Raw genomic sequence first — 20,346 nt, 5'->3', positions numbered from 1 at the left:
CGCCGTCGGCGGCGGGCCGGGGGTGTGTCATCATCCGCCGATGACCTCCGAAACGATCACCGCGGACGCGGCAGGCACCTGGACACTCGGCGATCTCACCGTCAACCGCCTCGGCTTCGGCGCGATGCGGCTGACGGGCAGTGCGGCCTTCCACCTCGGCACCCCGAGCGACCGGAAACGGTCCATGGCGGTGCTGCACAGGGCGATCGAGCTCGGCGTGAACCACATCGACACGGCCGCCTTCTACTTCTCCTCGCTGCGCTCCGCCAACGAGATCATCAACAGCGCGCTCTCCCCGTACCCCGACGACCTCGTCATCGTCGCCAAGGTCGGGCCGTACCGGGACTACGCGGGGGAGTGGGGGACTTCGGCCCGCCCGGAGGACCTGCGCGGCCATGTCGAGGAGAACCTGCGCCAGCTCGGGCGCGACCACCTCGACGTGGTGAACCTGCGGCGGATGCGGCAGGACTCCATCGCCGAGCACTTCGGGGCCCTGGCCGAGCTGCGGGATAAGGGGCTGATCCGGCATCTCGGCATCTCCAACGTCTCAGCCCGCCACCTCGCCGAGGCGCAGGCCATCGCCCCCGTGGTCTGTGTCCAGAACCGGTTCGGGCTGGGCTCCGGCAACCCCGGCACCGACGAGCTCCTCAGGATCTGCGGCGAACAGGGCATCGCCTTCGTGCCGTTCTTCGCCATCGCGGGCGAGGGCGCCGAACAGGGCGCCATCAGCAGCCATGACGAAGCGGTCCTGGCGATCGCGAAGGCGCACGGCGCCACCCCCGCCCAGGTCCGGCTCGCCTGGACCCTCGCCCAGGGCCCGCACGTCCTCGCCATCCCCGGCACCGGAAACCCCGACCACCTCGCCGAGAACGTCGCGGCGGGCGCGCTGCGGCTCACCGACGACGAACTCGCCGGCCTCGACTCACTGCATCACAAGGCGGGTTGAGAGGTCACCAGAAGGCGGGACGAGAGGTCATACGACCCACACGCCGTCCTTCATGATGTGCCGCCCGCGCATCTCGTGCACGCCGTGCAAGGCCTGCACGGTGTGCGGGCGCACCTCGAAGAAGGCGTAGGACGCGCTGTCCTCGCGCGGATCCCAGCCGTGCTTGCCCAGGAAGGCGCCGATCGCCCCGGCCGGCACCTCCTGGCCGCCGTAGGTGCGCACGTCACCGTCGATGAGCACCACGTCCTGGGTGTCCCCGAAGGCGAGCCGGGTGCGGCCGCCGTCGCGGAGATTGCGGCCCGTGGGGTTGGTGATCCGCGTGGACAGCCACACGCACCCGTCGTGCCAGACGAACCACAGCGCGACCAGACAGGGCAGTCCGTCGGCGTCCGCCGATGCCACCCAGATGTCCGTCTCCCGCTCCAGACGGGCCAGTACGTCGCGCTTGCGCTGCTCGGGGCTGCGGCTCTCGGTGATCGTCATGGCCGGGACGCTACCGGCGACCCGGCCCCCGCGCCTCGGTCCCGGGCCCTACGACCCCGGACCGAGCCCACCGGAAAAAGACTTTGAGCGAGGCGAGGCGACGCTGCTAGGTTCGCGGTGGACCGTAAGTCGTCGTAGGGAGGTGAGCCCCGTGAACACAGTTACCCGTGGGTGCTCCCTCATCCCGTCACGGTCCGGCGGCTGACGTTCGGTGTCGCCAGGAGCGCCTGAGATCGAGGCACTCCTGGAGGGAGACTCCGATGAACACACAGCCTTTCACCTCCGGCCTGAGCGACGACGCGGTGACCATCACGCGTGTCGGGGACAGGCAATGGCACGCCCTGGACGACGACCTGGTGGTCGGCCGCGGGCATGCGCAACACCGGTCGGACGGACGCCTGTTCGTCAGCATCGACGCCTGGCACGACGCCCCCTTCGACCGGCTCGCCGAGGCGATGCTGGCGCAGTTGCCGACACCCGTGCACACGGTGGTCGACGAAGCGGACGCGGAACTGACCGCCCGTTGGCTGCGGGCCGGGTTCACGGTCCGGCGCCGAGAGTGGGAGTACGCCGTGCCGACCGACCCGCGGACCACCGGGCTGGACGAGGTCCTGCCGCCACCGGGGGTGACGATCGTGTCGGCCGGTCAGGCGGACGAGGGTCTGCTGCGGGCGGTGGACCGCGTCATCCGTGACGAGGTCGAGGCGAGCGTCGGATGGCAGTCGATGCCCGCGGAGGTGATCCCCTTCCCCGAGGGGGACACCGTCGTCGACCCGTCGAAGTACGCGGTGGCCGCGACGCGGGACCGCTATCTGGGCCTGATCCGGGTGGTGACGGTGATCCGGCCGCGTATCGGGCTGCTCGCGGTCCGCTCCGGCGAGCGACGGCGCGGTATCGGCCGGGCGCTGCTGGCCCACGCACTGGGGACACTGCACCGCGCCGGGTTCGCCGAGGCCTGGACCGAGGTCCAGGAGACCAACCGAGCAGCCTCGGCACTGTTCGAGGGCATCGGCGCCCGGCCGATGAACAGCAACCTGGAGCTGGTGCGATGACGAAGCACAAGAACGTCATCGAGGTCGAGGGCAGGGTCGTGGAGTGCCTGCGCAGCGCCATGTTCACCGTGGAGCTCGAGAACGGCCACCAGGTCCTCGCACACATCAGCGGGAAGATCCGCAAGAACTACATCAAGATCATGTTGGAGGACCGGGTACTGGTGGAACTCCCGCCGTACGACCTCACCCGCGGCCGGATCGTCTTCCGGTACCGCAACTGACGCCGGCCGGCACCTCCGTCGGTGGCTGAAGCCGGGCTCCGGTCAGGACCCCTGACCGGAGCCCCGCGGAACGGGACTGGCGTCCCTGACGTTTTACGTATAACCTCTCCCGTCAACCACCCCTCCCGGAAGGTCCCGATGAGACGCGTCGCCCTGGTCACCCTCGTCGTCGACGACTATGACGAGGCGATCCGCTTCTACACCGAAGCCCTCGGCTTCCGGCTCGTCGAGGACACGCCCCGCCCCGACGGCTCCCGCTGGGTCGTCGTGCGGCCGGACGAGCGCGAGGGCGGCACCGATCTGCTGCTCGCCCGCGCCAAGGACGAGGCCCAGCGAAGCCGGGTCGGAGACCAGACCGGCGGGCGCGTCGGGTTCTTCCTGCACACCGACGACTTCGCCCGCGACCACGCCCGGATGCTCGCCGCGGGCGTCACCTTCCTGGAGGAGCCGCGCCACGAGCCCTACGGCTCCGTCGCCGTCTTCCAGGACCTGTACGGAAACCGCTGGGACCTGCTCCAGCCCGCCGACTGATTCGCCAGCCACCCCGCTCGAAGAAAAGACCCCGCCATGACCGCTACGCGCGTAGATGCCGACCTCGTCCGCCGCCTCCCCAAGGCCGTCCTGCACGACCACCTCGACGGCGGCCTGCGCCCCGCCACCGTGGTGGAGCTCGCGGCGGAGGTCGGCCACACCCTGCCCACCACCGACCCGGACGAGCTCGCCGCCTGGTACTTCGAGGCCGCGAACTCCGGCGACCTGGTGCGCTACATAGCCACCTTCGAGCACACCCTCGCCGTCATGCAGACCCGCGAGGGCCTGCTGCGCACGGCCGAGGAGTACGTCCTCGACCTGGCCGCCGACGGGGTCGTCTACGGCGAGGTCCGCTACGCGCCCGAGCTGAACACCAACGGCGAGCTGACCATGGCCGAGGTCGTCGAGACCGTCCAGGAGGGCCTCGCCGCCGGGATGGCGAAGGCCGCCGCGGCGGGCACCCCGGTCCGGGTCGGCACGCTGCTGTGCGGGATGCGGATGTTCGACCGGGTGCGCGAGGCCGCCGACCTGGCCGTGGCCTTCCGGGACGCCGGTGTCGTCGGCTTCGACATCGCGGGCGCCGAGGACGGCTTCCCGGCCGCCGACCACCTGGCCGCCTTCGAGCACCTGCGCCGCGAGAGCGTGCCGTTCACCATCCACGCCGGTGAGGCCCACGGCCTGCCCAGCATCCACCAGGCGGTGCAGGTGTGCGGCGCCCAGCGACTGGGCCACGGCGTCCGCATCACCGAGGACATCGTCGACGGCAAGCTCGGCCGGCTGGCCGGCTGGGTCCGCGACCGCCGTATCGCCCTGGAGATGTGCCCGACCTCCAACCTCCAGACCGGCGCGGCCACCTCCATCGCCGAACACCCGATCACGGCCCTGAAGGACCTGGGCTTCCGGGTCACCCTCAACACCGACAACCGGCTGGTGTCCGGCACGACGATGACCCGGGAGATGTCCCTGCTGGTCGACGAGGCGGGCTGGACCGTCGAGGACCTGCGCACGGTCACGGTGAACGCGCTCAAGAGCGCCTTCATCCCGTTCGACGAGCGCAGGGCCCTCATCGAGGACGTCGTCCTGCCGGGCTACGCGCTCTGAAGCAGCCCCCGCAGATAAGCGGCCTGTCCGATGTGCTGGAGATCGTCGGACAGGACGCTGACCAGCCGCACCCCGAGGGTGACGGGCGGGTCCCAGTTCTCGTCCACGATCCGTTCCAGGTCCCCGGCGCTCAGCCCGCGCAGGGCTTCCAGGCTCTGGGCGTGCACGGCGTCGTAGTAGCCGGTCAGCAGGTCCGCGGAGTCGACCCGCACCTTGCCGACCTGCGCGGAGGTGTGGCCGTAGCCGATGTCGCGGGGCTTCACGCCGAGGCCGAACCGCTTCTCCCAGTCCTGCGTCAGCCACACCTGGTCGAGGTCGAAGGCGCCGGCCACGTGGTCGTCCTGGACGCGGGTGAGGTGCCAGACGAGCCAGGCGATGGAGTTGGCGTCGGGACCGGGACGGTGGTTGAGGTCGTCGGGGGCCAGGCCCTCGACGACGGCGTGGACCTCTTCCTGGATACGGCTGTAACCGTCGATGAGGATGTCCTTTGCATGCATGACGTCCACCCTCGCGCATCGCGCCGCGTCCCGCCTCGCAAAAGCCGATCCCGCCTCACGCGTCCGGGATCCAGCTCCCGTGGAAGCCCAGCGGCACCCGCCCCGGCAGATGGATGCGGGCGACCGGCTCCCCGGTGAAGTCCTGGGCCGAGAGAATCACCAGGTCCGAGGCCCCGCGATCGGGGTTGTGCACATAGGCGACGGCGTACCCGTCGTCCTCGGCGGCCCTGGTGTCGCAGGGGTCGGACGGCACGAACACGGCCTCGCTCGCCGCCGCGCCCCGGGGCAGCCGGTGCACCTGCGTGGTGCCGCGCAGCAGGTCGTGCTTGATGAGCGCGTTGCTGAACGCCCGGTCGGGAGGCGGGTTGCCGTCGACCGCCTGATAGGCCGCCGCCATCTCCGCGGAGGCCGCCGCGTAGCCGTAGCGGTGCCGGCGGGACACCAGCGCCTCGTTGACCCGGGGGAACTCCTGGGGCCGGTCGTCGAGGGTCCGGACCCGCACCCGGCCCTGCCGCAGGTCGACCGTCCAGCGGTCGAGCCGGGGTGTGCCCGGCGTGTACGGGCCGCCCGAGCCGTTGCCCGCCACGAGGAAGCCCGCGTCGAAGTTCGTCATGTCGATGACGAGGTTCGAGCCCTCCTCGTACGCGTTGAGGGTGTGCGAGTAGTACACCGGGTCCACCTCGAACCAGCGCACCGCACCGCCCTTGCGCGGCAGCACACCGATCCGCGCCGGATGCCGGTCGTTCCAGACGTACGGCACGACGTCGCCGCGTTCGGCGCCCGCCGGGTCGAAGGTGACCGGCATGTCGAGGATCACCACGTGGTTCTCGGTGAGCGCGAAGTCGTGGATCATCGGCCCGTCCGCCACCGGGATCCTCGTACTGCGCGAGACGCGGCCGCCCGGATCCACGACCAGGTGCCGGACGTGGTCCCAGGTCGGGTAGTAGGCGATCGCGTGCAGCTCACCGGCGTGCGCGTCGAACTTGGTGTGGGCGGTGAACGCGCCCTCCAGGGTGCCCCGGAAGTCGTGGGTGCCCACGGTGTTCAGCTCGTCGTCGAGCTCGTACGGCAGCGGTCCGCTCTCCTGGAGCGCCAGGATCCGCCCCCGGTACGGGATCACATGGGTGTTGCACGGGAAGTCGTCCGGCGGCACGGGACCGGGGTAGGGCTCGCCGAGCTTCTTCGCGACCTGGGAGGAGCGCACCCAGCGGTTGCGGTACCACTCGGCGCGGCCCTCGCGCAGCCGCACGCCGTGCACCATGCCGTCGCCGAGCATCCAGTGGTGGGCGCGCGGGTCCTCCAGGCCCAGGACGTTGGGGCCGTTGCGCAGATAGCGGCCGTTCAGCTCGCGCGGGATGCGGCCGGTGACCGGCAGGTCGAAGGCCGTCAGCTCCTCGGTGACCGGCTTGAACGCGCCCTCCAGGAACGGGAAGCGGCGCGCCGTGCCGGCGGCCGCGGGCAGCGCACTCGCTCCGGTGCCGACGAGCGCGCCCGCCGCCGTGATCGCCGCCGCGCCGCGCAGTACGTTCCGTCGGGTGGGATCTGTCATCTTCCTTACTCCTGACCGTAGTTGTGCTTTCGGGAACGGTCATGAGTCTGGTGCGCGGAACGGATCGGGTCACGAGGGTTGGGACCCGTCCGGGGGGTGTACTCAGCCCCCCTGTTTTTCCCGCGGGGGCATCAGCTTTCGAGCAGGGACATCAGCGCCCGGGCCGCCGGACTGGTCGCCTGCGGGGGCGGCAGCAGGGCGACCGTCTCGTACACGGCCTCGCCGGTGCCCTTGACGGGCAGGGCCGTCAGCGCGGGCCGCTTGTGCCGGAAGTGCTGCGGAACGACGGCCACGCCGAGGTTCTCGTCCACCAGGTCGAGGAGGCTGTGCACGTCGTTGACCTCCAGCGTGACGTTCCGGCGCAGACCCGCGTCGGCGAAGGCCGCGTCGGTGGTGCGGCGCGGGCCCCAGTCGGGATGGAAGTCGACGAACACCTCACCGGCCAGATCCGCCGGCGTCACGGCCGCACCGGCGGCCGCCAGCCGGTGACTCCGATGGCACAGCACGGTCATGGGCTCACTCGACAGCGGTACGACCCGCAGCTGGTCGATGTCCTCCTGCGCCGTGCGGACGGCGAACGCCAGATCGAGCCGTCCGGCCCCGACCTCCTCCGCGAGCGCGGCCGAGCCCGCCTGGCGCAGACAGATCTCCACGTCCGGATGCTGCCGCCGGAACGCGGCGAGCAGCCCCGCCACATGCAGCCCGGCGACGCACTGCTCGGAGCCGATCGCGAGCGTTCCGCGCAGCACCCCCTGCACCGCGGCCACCGCCTCGTGGGCCGAGCGCACCTGGGCGAGGATCCGCTCGGCCTCGCCCAGCAGCGCCCGCCCGGCCGGGGTGAGCGTCACCCGCCGGGTGGTCCGCACGAACAGCGGAGTCTGGAGCTCGCGCTCCAGCGCCCGGATGGAGGCCGACAGTCCCGACTGGGACACGAGCAGCCGCTCGGCGGCCCGGGTGAAGTGCTGGTCCTCGGCGACCGCGACGAAATGCTGGAGATGGCGCAGTTCCATGATTGAGAAGCCTATCCGCTGAATTCCATCGGATTCTTCTGTTGGACCAATGCCCCCAGGTCGCGAAAGAGTGGGTGAAGGATTAGAGGACCACCGTGCCAACCCCTCTGGAGTCGCGTTGTACACCGCACACCCCGACCGCTACGCGGACATGCCCTACCGGCGCACCGGCCGCAGCGGCCTGAAGCTGCCCGCGATCTCGCTCGGCCTGTGGCACAACTTCGGTCCGGCGGACCGTACCGTCGAGACCCAGCGGGCCATCCTGCGCCGTGCCTTCGACCTCGGTGTCACCCACTTCGACCTCGCCAACAACTACGGCCCGCCGCCCGGGGCCGCCGAGTCCGCGTTCGGCGAGGCCCTGAAGGCCGACTTCGCGTCCTACCGCGACGAGCTGATCATCTCCACCAAGGCCGGCTATCTGATGTGGCCGGGCCCGTACGGCGAGTGGGGCTCCCGCAAGTACCTGCTGTCCTCGCTGGACCAGAGCCTCACCCGGATGGGCCTCGACTACGTCGACATCTTCTACTCGCACCGCCCCGACCCGGAGACTCCGCTGGAGGAGACGATGGGCGCGCTGCACTCCGCGGTCCAGCAGGGCAAGGCGCTGTACGCCGGCATCTCGAACTACAACGCCGAGCAGACCCGTGAGGCCGCGCGCATCCTGGGCGAGCTGGGCACTCCTCTCCTCATCCACCAGCCCCGCTACTCGATGCTGGACCGGCGCCCCGAGGACGAGGGCGTCCTGGACGCGCTGGACGAGGTGAAGGCCGGTTCGATCGTCTTCTCCCCGCTGGAGCAGGGCCTGCTCACCGGCCGCTACCTGGACGGCATCCCGGAGGACTCCCGCGCCGCGAGCGACAGCCCCTTCCTCAACTCGGACGCGGTCACCGAGGACCTGGTGGCCAAGCTGCGCGCCCTGAACGACATCGCCAAGGACCGCGGCCAGACCCTCGCCCAGCTCGCGCTGGCCTGGGTGCTGCGCGGCGGCCGGGTCACCTCGGCCCTGGTCGGCGCGAGCAGCCCGCAGCAGATCGAGGACAGCGTGGGCACGATCGCCCACCTGGACTTCGAGGCGGAGGAACTGGCGAGGATCGACGCGATCGTCAAGAGCTGACCGGTCCGACGGCAAGGGCTGGCCGGTCCGACGGCAAGGGCTTGAACGAACGGGCACCGGCTTCCGGCCGGTGCCCGTCCTCTGCGTCCGTCCTCTGCTCCGGGCGGTCCCTCAGGCTCCGGCGGGCAACCGGTCCAGGAAGCCGTACACGGACCTGATCCGGCCGTCCCCGGCGAGCGTGATCACGTCGGACCCTGCGACCGGTGCCGATCCGTCGGCCTCGCTCACCAGCTCCCACGAGAAGCGCGCGGTGTCGTGATGACCCTCGACGCCGGCCGTGAGACGGAAGACGAAGCCGGGGAACTGCTCGTGGGCCGCCGCGATCACCGCGGCGATGCCCTCATGGCCGACCACGTCGGCGAGGGGGTCGGTGTAACCCCCGCCCACCGCCCAGGCGGCCGCGACGGCCTTCGCGCGGGCCTCCGGCTCCCGTGCGTTCCAGGCTTCGAAGTAGCGGGCGACGGCGCTCTCGTAACGGTCCGTGTTCGCGGGCATGGGAAATCAGCCTCCATCGAGGTCATCTGTGCTGGTGGGACCTGGTGTCGCAACCCTGCCCGCCCCGCCCGCGACCGTCGATTACTCCTCGGGTAATGACGTTTGAGCGTGTACCCGTCAGATTTCGGCCAGCGGTGCCGGTGAATATGCCAGGAGACTGGCCAAAAAGATGTGGTGACAGTGTTTCAGTAGTGAACATACTCGACTGACAGGTCCTTCACATCGAGCGAAGTGCCCGTCACGTACAGCAGCTGGATTCGCGTAAAGCACATGAGCCGCACGGAAGCGAGGCCCTGCCGACAGCCGAACGGAGCAAGCGGGGGAGTGGATCGTGCACGACGAATTCCTGTGCCATGTCACGGGGTACGGCATCTGCGACGGGCGGCGCATCGGTGTACCGCTCGGAACCTATCGCGCGCCCACGCTCGCGCTCGCCCTGTGGTGGTTGCGTGACCGCGCCTCCTGGATCGCGGACCGATTAGACCCGCAGCCCGAGGCCGGGTACTTCCCCGCGGGGGCGCTCGCCCCGGTCGCCGACACCGTGCTCGACGTGCCCGCCGTCATGCGGACCTGGTGTGCCGACCCGGTCCAACAGGGGCTGGTCGCCGACGAGTTGGCGGCCGGACGTCTCATCCGGATCGCCGCGAGCGACGACACGACGGAGTACGAGCTGCTCGCGGAGTCCGTGGACGCGGTGAGAATGCACCGCACGGCATCCACCCTCTTCACTCCGGTGGCCTGACCCGCACGGGCTACCTCAACTCCCCGCCACCGGACCGGTGTGTCCCGGAGGGCGTCGTAGATCCTGCCGAGGCCCTCGAAGGCCCCGGCTTCCCCTCATCTGATCTGCGCCCCTCTGTCCCATCAGGCGACCAAAGGGGTGAATCGGTAGAATTCTGGCATGGCGGAGCGGCCGGTCGCACCGACGGCGCCCGAGCTCGTCCTGGAGACCGACACCGGCTCCACGGTGATGAGCCCGGGCCACGACTACCACGTCGGACGCGACCCGTTGAGCGACATCGTCATCGACGATGCCCGGGTCTCGTGGCACCACGCGGTGCTGCGACCCGAGGCCGACCATTGGACCCTCGAGGACGAGGACAGCACCAACGGCACCTACGCCGACGGCCGCCGCGTCCACGAATGGGACGTCGGCCCCGGCAGCGTGATCCGCTTCGGCAGCCCCTCCGACGGCCCTTGTGCGGTTCTGCTCGGACTCCCCACCCCCGAGCGCCCCTCCGCCGTCTCGATGCCGGGCCTGACCGGCACCTTCCGGCAGCCCACCGCCGTACGCCCGCTGCCCGCCCGCACCGTCCGCATCGGCCGCGCCGACGACAACGCCCTCGTCATCGACGACCTGGTCGTCTCCCGCCACCACGCCGAGCTGCGCGCCCTGCCCGACGGCAGCTACGAGATCGTCGACCTCGGCAGCCACAACGGCACCTACCTCAACGGCCGGCCCGTCACGAGCGCCCCCCTCGGCCCCGGCGACATCGTCGGCATCGGCCACTCGGCGTTCTGCCTCGTGGGCGACACGCTCCAGGAGTTCGTCGACACCGGCGAGGTCTCCCTCGACGTCCAGGACCTCACGGTCGCCGTCGACCACGGCCGCAAGACCCTCCTCGACCACGTGTCCTTCCCGGTCGGCGAGAAGTGCCTGCTCGCGGTGGTCGGCCCGTCCGGCGCCGGAAAGTCCACGCTCCTCAACGCCCTCACCGGCCAGCGTCCCGCCGACCACGGCACCGTCCTCTACGACGGCCGCGACCTGTACCGCGACTACGCCGAACTGCGCCAGCGCATCGGCCTCGTCCCGCAGGACGACATCCTGCACGCCCAGCTGACCGTCCGCAGCGCCCTGTCCTACGCCGCCGAACTGCGCTTCCCGCAGGACACCGCGAAGGCCGAGCGGCGTGAGCGCGTCGACGAGGTCATCCGCGAGCTCGGCCTGGAACAGCGGGCCAGACAGCCGGTGCACAGCCTCTCCGGCGGCCAGCGCAAGCGTGTCAGCGTGGCCCTGGAGCTGCTCACCAAGCCGTCGCTGCTCTTCCTGGACGAACCGACCTCCGGTCTCGACCCCGGCATGGACCGCTCGGTGATGCACATGCTGCGCGGTCTCGCCGACGACGGTCGCACAGTCATCGTGGTCACCCACAGCGTCCTCAGCCTCGACGTCTGCGACCGCCTCCTCGTCCTCGCCCCCGGCGGGAGGATCGCCTACTACGGCCCGCCCGAGGACGCCCTCGCCTACTTCGGCTTCACCCAGTGGCCGGAGGCCTTCGAGGCCTTCGAACGCGACCAGGACCGCGACTGGGCGGGCGACTTCCGGCTCTCGGCCTTCCAGCACCAGTACATCGCCGAGGCCACCGCCCAGCCCCGCATGCCCCGCTCGGAACCGGTCATCATCGCGCCCCCACCCCGGCCCCGCAGCCGCGGCGCCCAGCTCGGCACCCTGATCCGCCGCTACACCGCGGCCCTCGGCGCCGACCGCACCTTCCTGGTCATCATGATCGCCCTGCCGTTCGTGATGGGCGCCATGGCCCGGGCCCTCGCGGGCAGCCAACTGACCCGGGACACCGCGATGAACGCCCTGCTCATCCTGTGCGTCGGAGGCGTCCTCACCGGCGCCGCGAACGCCGTGCGCGAGCTGGTGAAGGAGCGGGTCATCTACCAGCGCGAGCGGGCCGTCGGCCTGTCCAGATCGGCGTACCTGATGTCGAAGGTCGTGGTGCTGGGCACGATCACCGTCGTGCAGGCGGTCGTGCTGACCCTGGTCGCCCTGCTCGGAGTCGACCTCAACGCGCCCGGCGGCGAAGGCGTGTTGATGCCGCCCCTTGTCGAGATCACGATCGCCGTCGCCCTGTTGGCGTTCACGGCGATGATGCTCGGCCTGCTGGTCTCCGCGCTGGTGCGCAAGGAGGAGGTGACGATGCCGCTGCTCGTGCTGCTCGCCATCGTCCAAGTGGTCTTCTGCGGCGCCCTGCTGAAGCTCGACGGCGTGCCCGGCCTGGAGCAGCTGTCCTGGCTGGTGCCCTCGCGCTGGGCGCTCGGAGCGATGGCCGGCACCATTGGCCTCGCCGGGATCGTGCCCGGCGACCTCACCGGCGACCCGCTGTTCAAGCACTCCGCGGGCGTGTGGCTGCTCAACATCGGCATGCTCGTCGTCCTGTCCGTGCTCTTCGGATACGTCGTCTCGCGGCTGCTGCGCCGCCACGAACCCGCGGTCATGCGGAAGTAGGCGGCCCCATGACCATGCCGACCCCGGGCTTCCGGCCCACCCACGTCGTCCCCGGGCCCGGCATGCCCGCCTGGGAGGCCCCCGACCCGGCCCGCCCCACCGTGCCCCTCGACCCCCTCCTCCCCGTCCAGCTCGTCGAGCGGCGCGGCGACTGGGCGTACGTCCTGTGCGCCAACGGCTGGGCGGCCTGGGTCGACGGCCGCCACCTGATCGCCGTACCGCAGGACCCGCCGGCCCCCGAGAGCCCGCTCACCCGTGCCGCCGACCCGCGCCCGCTGCTGGCCCGCGCCGACGACGCCCTCGCCCGCTACCGGGCCGCCGTCGAGGAGCTCGCGGCCGGCCGGCTGGACGGGGAGGCCTTCCGAGGGCGCACCCGGGGGCTGCGGATCGGGGTGATCGTGGACGGGGAGCACGTGTGGCTGTACGACGCGGCGCACGGGCGCTGGGTGTACGCGGAGGGGACCCGGCTCAGCACCTACGCCACCGACGAGGAGCCGCAGGCCGGCGGCCACGCCCCGACCGAAGTGGCGCAGGCGGGCGGGCACCCCCCGACGCAGGTGGTGACGCGCGATGGCCCATGAGACCAGCCTGTTCTCCGGACGGCCCTCCGAACTGGTCGGCCGGCAGGTCGCGAGCTACCGGATCGAGCAGGAGATCGGCCGGGGCGGCATGGCCGTCGTCTACCGGGCCCGGGACCTGCGCCTGGACCGGACGGTGGCGCTGAAGCTGCTGGCCCCCGAGCTCGCCCGCAACGACACCTTCCGCAACCGGTTCAGCCACGAGTCGCGGGTGGCCGCCGCGATCGACCACCCGCACATCGTGCCGGTCTTCGAGGCGGGCGAGACGGACGGCGTGCTCTACATCGCCATGCGGTACGTCGCCGGCAGCGACCTGCGTCATCTCCTCGACCGTCAGGGCCCGTTGGCGCTGCCGACGGCGCTGCGGATCGCCGCCCAGGTCGCCTCGGCGCTCGACGCGGCCCACGAGCACGGGCTCGTCCACAGGGACGTGAAGCCCGGCAACATCCTGGTCGCGCGCGGCACCGACAGCGACCACCCCGAGCACACCTATCTCACCGACTTCGGCCTCACGAAGAAGTCCCTGTCGCTGACGGGGTTCACGACGGTCGGCCAGTTCGTCGGCACGCTCGACTACGTGGCCCCCGAGCAGATCTCCGGCCGTCCGGTCGACGGCCGCTGCGACGTCTACGGCTTCGCCTGCGTGGTCCACGAGGCCCTCACGGGCCACCCGCCCTTCCGCCGCGACGACGACATGGCCCTGCTGTGGGCTCACCAGTACGACGAACCGCCGCCGGTCTCCAAGACCCGCCCCGGCCTCCCGGCCGGCCTCGACGGCGTCTTCGCCAGAGCCCTGGCCAAGAGCCCGGACGACCGCCACGACTCCTGCCTGGCCTTCGTCGCGGCCCTCCGCTCGGCGGCGACGGGCGCCCACCCACCGACGGAGGTCGCGGCGAGAACCGCAGAACCGGACGAGGTACGGCCGAAACCGCCCCCTCACTGGGCCAGGCCGGTGGTCCGGGAGCGCTAGTCGGAGGACGTCGTCATGCGCGTCTGCATCGAGGACTGGCGTATCAGCAACCGACCCGCACGACCCGTTCGCCATGACCGCCAGCCCCTGGGAACGCGCTCACCCGGCCGGTCACCCTCCCTGTCCGGGGTCGGACAGGTCCCCGTTGCTTACCGAGCCCCGCGTCACCCCGCGGCCGGTTTGAGCTCTCCTTTGCGGTGGACCGGTCGGGCCAGCAGGGCGCCCAGGAAGCCGGTGACCAGGCCCCACAAGGCGCCCAGGGCCAGCGCGGGCCACAGGTCCGGCTTGAGGAACAGTTTTCCGCCCAGGCCGCCGCCGAGGTCGCCGATGCCGAGGACCGACAGGCCGTACTGCGCGGAGATCCGGCAGAGCAGGCAGATCATGAGGACGGTGAGAACCAGGGCGACCGCCAGGTGCACGGCGTGTCGCCAGGCACGGACCTGGGCGGGGGAGCGGGCCGCCATCAGGAAGGCGACCGCGAGCAGCAGGACCGCGTCGACGACCAGGAGCCACCAGATCCGGTCGTCGTGTTCGGAGAGCGTGCGCAGATTGAGCGCCTGGGTGTCGTCCGAGCGCAGCACCTCGTCCAGGACGTGCGGCATGGGCAGTCCGAACGGGCCCTGCACCCTGCCGTTCCACGTGGCGCCGAGACCGATGGTCAGGGCGAGCCAGACCAGGTTCGGCATGCCCAGCAGGATCACCGCGAAGGTCTCCGGCACATGGCCGCGGCTCACGGCCACCACCAGCGCGACGAGGGTGCCGAGGACGACGTAGGCGAGCAGCAGCACCACCATGGCGTGCGCCGCCGGACGCACCGACTCCTGGAACGGCAGCAGCCGTCCGGGCAGCGGAGCCCGGCGCGACACCAGCAGTGCCAGGATCAGCACCCCGGCCAGCCACAGCAGGCCGAAGAAGAGGGTCGGCGGCACATCGGTCCTGAACCCGACCTCGGGCGAGACACCGAAGACATCGCCCAGGTCACCCAGCGTGTCGTCACCGAGGGACAGCTTGAAGTCCTGGCGGGCGGCGTACGCCACCGCGAGCAGCGCGAGCAGCCACAGGACGGCGACCCTCGCGGCCCACCCGGCGAGTTCCCGGCCACCGGCGACGGCGCGGTGCCGCAATGGCCGCAGGAAACCCGCGCCGAGCACCAGCGCGCCGGTGAGGGTGACCGAGAGCGGGATGACGGTGAGCCCGGCCGCGCTGTCCGCGAGTCCTCCCGCGCTGCCCGACAGCTCGACGGTGCCGCCGACGGCCGTGACGACGGTCGCCATGACGACCCGGGGAAACGCCTGGTCCGGGAGATCCATCGCCCCCGCCCCCCACAGCCCCAGCGCGGCCACCAGCACCATGGCGGCCAGTGCCGTCAGGACCGTGAGGACGGCCTGCGCCCAGCCGTGCCGAGCGACGACTGCCTGGTCGGAGGGGGAGTGGGGGCTCACCCTGCCACGCTAAGCAGCCCCGCGACCGCTCGCCTGCCGGGAGGGCCGTCCGCGTCCGCTTGCGAGCGGCACCGGACCGGAGCAAACAATAGGTATGTCGCGGAGAATGCGGCCAAATCGGGGCAATTGGATCGCGCGCCGCAGGAGTCCCGCGTCGGGAAGAAGAGCTCGTGAGCGTCGAACCGCCCTCGTCGGGCCGCCCCACCGGGCCGCCCTCAGGCCCGCTGTCGGGCCCCTCGCAGCCGCCGTCGGGCCCGCCCTCGCAGCCCCCGGGCAGCGGCGGAGGGACATCCGCGCCCGAACCCCGCCGCCCGTGGTGGGGATCGGCCCCCCGGGTCGCGCTGATCGCGGCCGCGGTGGTCGCCGCCGTGGTCCTCGCGGTCGTCTTCACCCGCTCCGACGGCGGCTCCACCGCGGCCGGGGGCGACGGCGAGGTCTTCCTCCAGGCCGCCGGCAAGACGGGCCCCGACCCGTTCACCGAGTCGACCGCGAAGGACAGCTCGGTCCCGCCCGTCCCCGCCTCCCCGGCCGGCTCCTCCGAGCCCGCGAACGCCGTGCGCGGCGTGGACGGCGGCGCTCCCGGCCTCTACGGCGGCACCCGCAACGTCTCCAGCTGCGACGTCGAGAAGCAGGTCAAGGCACTCCAGTCGGACCCCGCCAAGAACAAGGCCTTCGCCTCGGTCGCCGGCGTGCAGCCGTCCGGCGTCCCGGCCTACCTGCGGGCGCTCACCCCGGTCCAGCTGCGCATGGACACCCGCGTCACCAACCACGGCTACCGCGACGGCGCCGCCACCAGCTACCAGGCTGTCCTCCAGGCCGGCACCGCCGTCCTCGTCGACGGCCACGGAGTGCCCCGCACCCGCTGCGCCTGCGGCAACCCGCTGACCCCGCCGGTCGCCCAGCAGACCGCGCCGAAGCGCACCGGCGACACCTGGTCGTCGTACCGCCCCTCGAACGTGGTCGTGGTCGCGCCCTCGACGACGGTCATCAACGTCTTCGTCATCTACGACGCCGACCACCACGACTGGATCGGCCGGCACCGCGGCGACACCGGGCACAAGGACCACAGGACCGACCCGCCGGCACGGCCCTCCCCGTCGGTCACCATGTCGACACCGACGCCCCCGACGAGCCCCAGCACACCGACGTCACCGGCATCTCCGTTGCCCTGCGTCTCGCTGCCGGCCGGCGTGTCGACCCCGACCGGGACCCCCTCCGGCTCCGCCAGCCCCTGCCCGCCGACCTCCAAGCCCCCGTCCTCGCTGGTCCCGAGCCCGCCCTCGTCGCAGCCGCCCAGCAGCGAGTCCTCGGGTGAGGAGCCCCTCGCACCCGACTCCTCGGCACCGCAGCCACCGCTCGCCTCCGACACCACGGCCGGAACGACCGGCTCGGCGCGCCTGTCCGACGCCTCCGTGCCCCCGGCAGTGTGACGCGTCCCCGGGACTGCGGCGCGCGGCTCGGGGTACGAGCACTGATGCAGCAGCGTCCGGCCAGTCCGGCATCCGAGAGAGAAACGCATGATCGAGCACCTGGACGGGGCAGTGATACCGACTGGTTTCGACGTGCCCGTGGAACCGCTACGGCAGGCGGCGCACTACACGGGCGAGCCGGGATGTATCGCCGAGGCACGGGGTTTCGCCGCGCAGTTCCTCGGCAGGCTCAGAACCGAGTGGTGCGCTGCCATCGGCGGCCGGGTCGAGGAGGAGGTGCTCCTCGTCGTGAGCGAACTCGTCACCAACGCCGACCGGCACAGCAACGGGCCGTACATCCTCGAACTGGAGGGCACCGACAGCGCGGTCGTCGTCACGGTCTACGACAGCAGCGCCGCCCTGCCGCGCCGGTTCCCCCGCGATCCCGAGCGCATCGGACGGCACGGTCTGGAGATCGTGCACGTGCTGGCGCGGGAAGTGGCGGCGGAACGCGTCCCGGTGGGAAAGCGGGTCCGCGCGGTGGTGGGCTTCGACGGCAAGGAGTGACTCGGCCGCGGGAGTGAGTGAGCGTGCGTCGCGCAGCGGGTGCCGTCCGTGGACGACACCCGCCTTCCGTGTCTGTGCGCCGGTGCGGCTCTGTCAGGCGCAGCCCAGCTCGCCCAGCATGCCCTCGCGCAGCCGCGTGATGATCCGCTTGATCAGCCGGGACACATGCATCTGGGAGCAGCCGAGCCGCTCACCGATCTCCGACTGGGTGGCCTCCTCCACGAACCGCATGTGGATGATCTGCCGGTCGCGTTCGCTGAGCTCGGCCATCAGCGGCGCGAGCGACTGGAAGTCCTCGACGAGCCGCAGCCCGTCCTCCTCCACGCCGATGAAGTCGGCCAGCACCGCTTCGCCGCCCTCGGGGCCGTCGCCGGTCAGGGCCGCGTCCAGGGACGAGGAGTTGTAGCCGTTCGAGGCGATCTGCGCCTCGACGACCTCCTTCTCGGAGATGTTCATCAGGGTGGCGAGCTCGGCCACCGACGGATCGCGGTCCAGGCGGCTCGCCAGCTCCTCACGCGCCTTGGCCAGCTCGACGCGCAGCTCCTGAAGGCGCCGGGGGACGTGCACCGCCCAGGTGGTGTCACGGAAGAAACGCTTGATCTCGCCGACGATGTACGGCAGCGCGAACGACGTGAACTCCACCTCGCGCGACACCTCGAACCGGTCGATCGCCTTGATCAGGCCGATCATGCCGGTCTGGACGATGTCCTCCATGTCGTCGCCGCGGCCCCGGAACCTGCCGGCCGCGAACCGCACGAGGGACATGTTCATCTCGATGAGGGTGTTGCGCGCGTACTGGTATTCGTGCGTGCCCTCTTCGAGCTCCGTGAGGCGCTGGAAGAACTGGCGGGACAGCTCCCGCGCGTCCCGCGGTGCCACGGCCCGCGGTTCCTCGACTCCCGGCAGCGGTGTCCCACCCGTCCTGGTCCCGCTGGCGTGCTCGGCGACCTCTGTCTCCGAGCGGTTCACGGCGGTGACGGCGGTATGCATTACCTCTCCCACGAAAGTCACGGCTCGACGTCTGCCTCTTCGGCCTGGGTTGTCTCAGGTGCTGAAAGCGATCAGCGGCCACTCGGGTACCCGGAACGCGTCGACGTATGCGTCACCGGGCCACCGGCTTCACGAAATCTGCCCGCAGCTCCCTCGCTCTGCGCGTACCCGAGGAGTGACGGCACATGCCCGCACGGTTCGCCGACGGCGCAAAATCGCTGGTCCCGCCCCGTGTGACCCCCGTGGGAGAGGAGTACGGCGGCATCCGCAAGCAGTGTGAACGGCGTCCCCGTCGAACAATGTGGCCGGATCTCGCCGCTCGCGGCCACACGCGCGTGCCGTGTCCACTCAGGGCGGAACGCCGCCCCCTTCCCATCGCCGCCCCTGAACCTAGGCTGAGCGGGTGAGCAACGAAGCGCCGAACCAAGCCCGCGTGATCCCCCTGCGCCCGCAGTCCGCGCGCCCCGGGACCGCCCGCCCGGTGTCCGAACGCCCCGCCACGACACCGCCGCGCCCGGTCGCACCGACGGAACCTGCCCCGAGCCGGGGAAGGGAACCCCTGTGGCGGGACCTCGTCGGAGACGTCCTGCGCCGTGAGCGCCTCGCCCAGGAGCGCACGCTCAAGGACGTCGCCGACGCGGCCCGGATCTCCATGCCCTACCTCTCCGAGGTGGAGCGCGGCCGCAAGGAGGCCTCCTCAGAGGTCCTCGCGGCCGCCGCCCACGCCCTGGGCCTCGGCCTCGGCGACCTGCTCTCCCTGGCCCAGGGTGAGCTCACCCGGCACTCCGCCCGCACCCGGCGCGCGGTGCCGGGATCGTCGTACGACGGGATGTGTCTGGCGGCCTGACGCGGGAGCCGGCGCCTCAGACCGTCACGAGGCGCCGGCTCACCACCTCGTCGGCCAGCCCGTACGCCACCGCCTCCTCGGCGGTGAACACCTTGTCGCGGTCCATGTCGGCGCGCAGCGTGGCGATGTCGTGGTGGGTGTGCCGGGCCAGCACCTCCTCCACCTGGGAGCGGATGCGGACCATCTCCTTGGCCTGGAGGGCGAGGTCGGAGATCGCGCCGCGGTTGCCGCCGGAGGCGGGCTGGCCGAGCAGCACGCGCGCGTGCTCCAGCACGAGCCGGCGTCCGGGATCCCCTCCGGCCAGCAGGACGGCCGCCGTGGAGGCCGCCTGGCCCACGCAGAGCGTGGAGATCGGCGCCTGCACGTAGGTCATGGTGTCGTAGATCGCCATCAGTGAAGTGAACGATCCGCCGGGGGAGTTGATGTAGATCGAGATCTCGTTCTCCGGTGCCGCCGACTCCAGGTGCAGCAGCTGGGCGATCACGACGTTGGCCACCCCGTCGTCGATCTCGGTGCCGAGGAAGATGATCCGCTCCGAGAGCAGGCGGCTGAACACGTCGGAGGAGCGCTCGCCGTGCGCGGTGCGCTCGACGACGTACGGAATCGTGTAGTTCGCCATGTCAGAGCCCCATCCGTCGCCTGGAGGCGGCCGGGCGGACGTCGGCGAGCGACGCCACGACCTGGTCCACCATGCCGTACTGCTTGGCCTCCTCGGCCGTGAACCAGCGGTCGCGGTCGCCGTCGTGGGCGATGGTCTCCGGGGTCTGGCCGGTGTTCTCGGCGAGAAGCCGCTCCATGGTCCGCTTGCTGTGGTCCAGGTTCTCCGCCTGGATCTCGATGTCGGCCGTGGTGCCGCCGATGCCCGCCGACCCCTGGTGCATCATGATCCGCGCGTTCGGCAGGGCGTACCGCTTGCCGGGCGTGCCGCCGCAGAGCAGGAACTGGCCCATGCTGGCGGCGAAGCCCATGGCGAGCGTCGACACGTCGTTGGGGATCAGCCGCATGGTGTCGTAGATGGCGAGGCCCGCGTAGACCGAGCCGCCGGGGCTGTTGATGTACAGGCTGATGTCGGTGCGCGGGTCCTCCGCGGACAGGATCAGCAGCTGGGTGCAGACCCGGTTGGCGGAGACCTCGTCGACCTGGGTGCCCAGCAGCACGATGCGCTGGGTGAGGAGCTGGGCCGCCAGGTGGTCGTCGAAGCGGGTGGGAGGGGTGTCCCCCTCCTCGGCCCTGATGGCAGTCATGGGCTGTCCTCGGGGTCGTAGGGATGCCGTCGCATCCACTGTTGACCTCGGACACCGCTGGGCCA

At 71.3% G+C, this 20,346-nt stretch carries 22 protein-coding genes; 13 read left to right on the top strand and 9 right to left on the bottom strand.

What is annotated here, in order from left to right; genetic code table 11:
• The first annotated feature begins 40 nt into the window (after positions 1-40).
• Complete coding sequence (locus AC2XR2_RS02745) at positions 41-946, top strand: oxidoreductase (RefSeq protein WP_491514124.1); 906 nt, start codon at positions 41-43, stop codon at positions 944-946.
• A 27-nt stretch (positions 947-973) separates the two neighbouring features.
• Here AC2XR2_RS02745 and AC2XR2_RS02740 read toward each other — a convergent pair whose 3' ends face one another.
• Positions 974-1,429, bottom strand: a complete 456-nt coding sequence (locus AC2XR2_RS02740) for a pyridoxamine 5'-phosphate oxidase family protein (protein ID WP_381296289.1) — start codon at positions 1,427-1,429, stop codon at positions 974-976.
• A gap of 260 nt (positions 1,430-1,689) precedes the next feature.
• Between AC2XR2_RS02740 and AC2XR2_RS02735 the strand changes: the two genes are divergently transcribed.
• The 4 genes from AC2XR2_RS02735 (at position 1,690) to AC2XR2_RS02720 (ending at position 4,334) form a co-directional block, all read left to right on the top strand.
• Positions 1,690-2,481, top strand: coding sequence for a GNAT family N-acetyltransferase (locus AC2XR2_RS02735; protein ID WP_491514123.1), 792 nt, complete (start codon positions 1,690-1,692; stop codon positions 2,479-2,481).
• A complete protein-coding gene (gene infA / locus AC2XR2_RS02730; protein ID WP_123758744.1) occupies positions 2,478-2,702 on the top strand; it encodes a translation initiation factor IF-1 in 225 nt (74 codons plus the stop codon). The genes AC2XR2_RS02735 and infA overlap by 4 nt, the downstream gene beginning before the upstream one ends.
• 138 nt (positions 2,703-2,840) lie before the next feature.
• Entirely contained in the window at positions 2,841-3,233 is a 393-nt protein-coding gene (locus AC2XR2_RS02725; RefSeq protein ID WP_449351431.1) for a VOC family protein, read from the top strand.
• A 36-nt stretch (positions 3,234-3,269) separates the two neighbouring features.
• Positions 3,270-4,334, top strand: a complete 1,065-nt coding sequence (locus AC2XR2_RS02720) for an adenosine deaminase (RefSeq protein WP_491514122.1) — start codon at positions 3,270-3,272, stop codon at positions 4,332-4,334.
• On the opposite strand, the gene AC2XR2_RS02715 is transcribed toward AC2XR2_RS02720, so the two are convergent.
• The 3 genes from AC2XR2_RS02715 to AC2XR2_RS02705 all read right to left on the bottom strand — a co-directional run bounded on the left by AC2XR2_RS02715 (position 4,322) and on the right by AC2XR2_RS02705 (position 7,390).
• Positions 4,322-4,831, bottom strand: coding sequence for a mycothiol transferase (locus tag AC2XR2_RS02715; protein ID WP_491514121.1), 510 nt, complete (start codon positions 4,829-4,831; stop codon positions 4,322-4,324). The two genes, AC2XR2_RS02720 and AC2XR2_RS02715, sit on opposite strands and share 13 nt — an antisense overlap.
• A 55-nt stretch (positions 4,832-4,886) precedes the next feature.
• Positions 4,887-6,380: a carotenoid oxygenase family protein gene (locus tag AC2XR2_RS02710; protein WP_491514120.1), complete on the bottom strand. Its 1,494-nt coding sequence runs from the start codon at positions 6,378-6,380 to the stop codon at positions 4,887-4,889.
• Between the two features lie 131 nt (positions 6,381-6,511).
• A complete protein-coding gene (locus AC2XR2_RS02705) occupies positions 6,512-7,390 on the bottom strand; it encodes a LysR family transcriptional regulator (protein WP_330268992.1) in 879 nt (292 codons plus the stop codon).
• Positions 7,391-7,508: 118 nt separating this feature from the next.
• Here AC2XR2_RS02705 and mgrA point away from each other — a divergent pair, with 118 nt between their 5' ends.
• Complete coding sequence (mgrA, locus tag AC2XR2_RS02700) at positions 7,509-8,504, top strand: L-glyceraldehyde 3-phosphate reductase (protein ID WP_381296302.1); 996 nt, start codon at positions 7,509-7,511, stop codon at positions 8,502-8,504.
• Between the two features lie 111 nt (positions 8,505-8,615).
• Here mgrA and AC2XR2_RS02695 read toward each other — a convergent pair whose 3' ends face one another.
• Positions 8,616-8,999: a nuclear transport factor 2 family protein gene (locus tag AC2XR2_RS02695; RefSeq protein WP_491514119.1), complete on the bottom strand. Its 384-nt coding sequence runs from the start codon at positions 8,997-8,999 to the stop codon at positions 8,616-8,618.
• A gap of 331 nt (positions 9,000-9,330) precedes the next feature.
• On the opposite strand from AC2XR2_RS02695, the gene AC2XR2_RS02690 reads away from it, so the two are divergent.
• From AC2XR2_RS02690 to AC2XR2_RS02675, 4 genes are all read left to right on the top strand, one after another.
• Positions 9,331-9,741 carry a hypothetical protein gene (locus AC2XR2_RS02690; protein ID WP_449351436.1) on the top strand — a complete coding sequence of 137 codons (411 nt, stop codon included), beginning with the start codon at positions 9,331-9,333 and terminating at the stop codon, positions 9,739-9,741.
• A 159-nt stretch (positions 9,742-9,900) separates the two neighbouring features.
• A complete protein-coding gene (locus AC2XR2_RS02685) occupies positions 9,901-12,234 on the top strand; it encodes an ABC transporter ATP-binding protein/permease (RefSeq protein ID WP_381296306.1) in 2,334 nt (777 codons plus the stop codon).
• 14 nt (positions 12,235-12,248) lie between these two features.
• On the top strand, positions 12,249-12,815 hold the full coding sequence (locus AC2XR2_RS02680; protein ID WP_381296353.1) for a hypothetical protein: 567 nt from the start codon (positions 12,249-12,251) through the stop codon (positions 12,813-12,815).
• Positions 12,805-13,782 carry a serine/threonine-protein kinase gene (locus AC2XR2_RS02675; protein ID WP_381296308.1) on the top strand — a complete coding sequence of 326 codons (978 nt, stop codon included), beginning with the start codon at positions 12,805-12,807 and terminating at the stop codon, positions 13,780-13,782. The genes AC2XR2_RS02680 and AC2XR2_RS02675 overlap by 11 nt, the downstream gene beginning before the upstream one ends.
• Positions 13,783-13,946: 164 nt before the next feature.
• Here AC2XR2_RS02675 and AC2XR2_RS02670 read toward each other — a convergent pair whose 3' ends face one another.
• A complete protein-coding gene (locus AC2XR2_RS02670; RefSeq protein ID WP_491514118.1) occupies positions 13,947-15,224 on the bottom strand; it encodes a streptophobe family protein in 1,278 nt (425 codons plus the stop codon).
• Between the two features lie 170 nt (positions 15,225-15,394).
• Between AC2XR2_RS02670 and AC2XR2_RS02665 the strand changes: the two genes are divergently transcribed.
• A complete protein-coding gene (locus AC2XR2_RS02665) occupies positions 15,395-16,654 on the top strand; it encodes a DUF6777 domain-containing protein (protein WP_491514117.1) in 1,260 nt (419 codons plus the stop codon).
• A gap of 87 nt (positions 16,655-16,741) precedes the next feature.
• Positions 16,742-17,200: an ATP-binding protein gene (locus AC2XR2_RS02660; RefSeq protein WP_330269000.1), complete on the top strand. Its 459-nt coding sequence runs from the start codon at positions 16,742-16,744 to the stop codon at positions 17,198-17,200.
• Between the two features lie 93 nt (positions 17,201-17,293).
• Here the strand turns inward: AC2XR2_RS02660 and AC2XR2_RS02655 are convergent, their stop codons facing one another.
• On the bottom strand, positions 17,294-18,190 hold the full coding sequence (locus tag AC2XR2_RS02655; protein ID WP_381296314.1) for an RNA polymerase sigma factor SigF: 897 nt from the start codon (positions 18,188-18,190) through the stop codon (positions 17,294-17,296).
• Positions 18,191-18,593: 403 nt separating this feature from the next.
• Between AC2XR2_RS02655 and AC2XR2_RS02650 the strand changes: the two genes are divergently transcribed.
• Positions 18,594-19,037 carry a helix-turn-helix domain-containing protein gene (locus tag AC2XR2_RS02650; protein WP_491514116.1) on the top strand — a complete coding sequence of 148 codons (444 nt, stop codon included), beginning with the start codon at positions 18,594-18,596 and terminating at the stop codon, positions 19,035-19,037.
• A gap of 16 nt (positions 19,038-19,053) precedes the next feature.
• Here the strand turns inward: AC2XR2_RS02650 and AC2XR2_RS02645 are convergent, their stop codons facing one another.
• Entirely contained in the window at positions 19,054-19,656 is a 603-nt protein-coding gene (locus AC2XR2_RS02645) for a ClpP family protease (protein ID WP_123758728.1), read from the bottom strand.
• Position 19,657: 1 nt separating this feature from the next.
• Positions 19,658-20,281, bottom strand: a complete 624-nt coding sequence (locus AC2XR2_RS02640) for a ClpP family protease (protein WP_491514115.1) — start codon at positions 20,279-20,281, stop codon at positions 19,658-19,660.
• Positions 20,282-20,346: the final 65 nt, after the last annotated feature.

The sequence above is a fragment of the Streptomyces sp. LS-MS-L19 genome (genome assembly GCF_058382285.1).
Note: the sequence above shows the minus strand (reverse complement) of the source record. Positions and strands in the feature narration are given on the sequence as shown.

Coding starts and splice junctions, on each gene's coding strand:
- AC2XR2_RS02745 (WP_491514124.1), top strand. CDS start 41: ATGACCTCCGAAACGATCACCGCGGACGCGGCAGGCACCTGGACACTC.
- AC2XR2_RS02740 (WP_381296289.1), bottom strand. CDS start 1,429: ATGACGATCACCGAGAGCCGCAGCCCCGAGCAGCGCAAGCGCGACGTA.
- AC2XR2_RS02735 (WP_491514123.1), top strand. CDS start 1,690: ATGAACACACAGCCTTTCACCTCCGGCCTGAGCGACGACGCGGTGACC.
- infA (WP_123758744.1), top strand. CDS start 2,478: ATGACGAAGCACAAGAACGTCATCGAGGTCGAGGGCAGGGTCGTGGAG.
- AC2XR2_RS02725 (WP_449351431.1), top strand. CDS start 2,841: ATGAGACGCGTCGCCCTGGTCACCCTCGTCGTCGACGACTATGACGAG.
- AC2XR2_RS02720 (WP_491514122.1), top strand. CDS start 3,270: ATGACCGCTACGCGCGTAGATGCCGACCTCGTCCGCCGCCTCCCCAAG.
- AC2XR2_RS02715 (WP_491514121.1), bottom strand. CDS start 4,831: ATGCATGCAAAGGACATCCTCATCGACGGTTACAGCCGTATCCAGGAA.
- AC2XR2_RS02710 (WP_491514120.1), bottom strand. CDS start 6,380: ATGACAGATCCCACCCGACGGAACGTACTGCGCGGCGCGGCGGCGATC.
- AC2XR2_RS02705 (WP_330268992.1), bottom strand. CDS start 7,390: ATGGAACTGCGCCATCTCCAGCATTTCGTCGCGGTCGCCGAGGACCAG.
- AC2XR2_RS02695 (WP_491514119.1), bottom strand. CDS start 8,999: ATGCCCGCGAACACGGACCGTTACGAGAGCGCCGTCGCCCGCTACTTC.
- AC2XR2_RS02685 (WP_381296306.1), top strand. CDS start 9,901: ATGGCGGAGCGGCCGGTCGCACCGACGGCGCCCGAGCTCGTCCTGGAG.
- AC2XR2_RS02680 (WP_381296353.1), top strand. CDS start 12,249: ATGCCGACCCCGGGCTTCCGGCCCACCCACGTCGTCCCCGGGCCCGGC.
- AC2XR2_RS02675 (WP_381296308.1), top strand. CDS start 12,805: ATGGCCCATGAGACCAGCCTGTTCTCCGGACGGCCCTCCGAACTGGTC.
- AC2XR2_RS02660 (WP_330269000.1), top strand. CDS start 16,742: ATGATCGAGCACCTGGACGGGGCAGTGATACCGACTGGTTTCGACGTG.
- AC2XR2_RS02655 (WP_381296314.1), bottom strand. CDS start 18,190: ATGCATACCGCCGTCACCGCCGTGAACCGCTCGGAGACAGAGGTCGCC.
- AC2XR2_RS02645 (WP_123758728.1), bottom strand. CDS start 19,656: ATGGCGAACTACACGATTCCGTACGTCGTCGAGCGCACCGCGCACGGC.
- AC2XR2_RS02640 (WP_491514115.1), bottom strand. CDS start 20,281: ATGACTGCCATCAGGGCCGAGGAGGGGGACACCCCTCCCACCCGCTTC.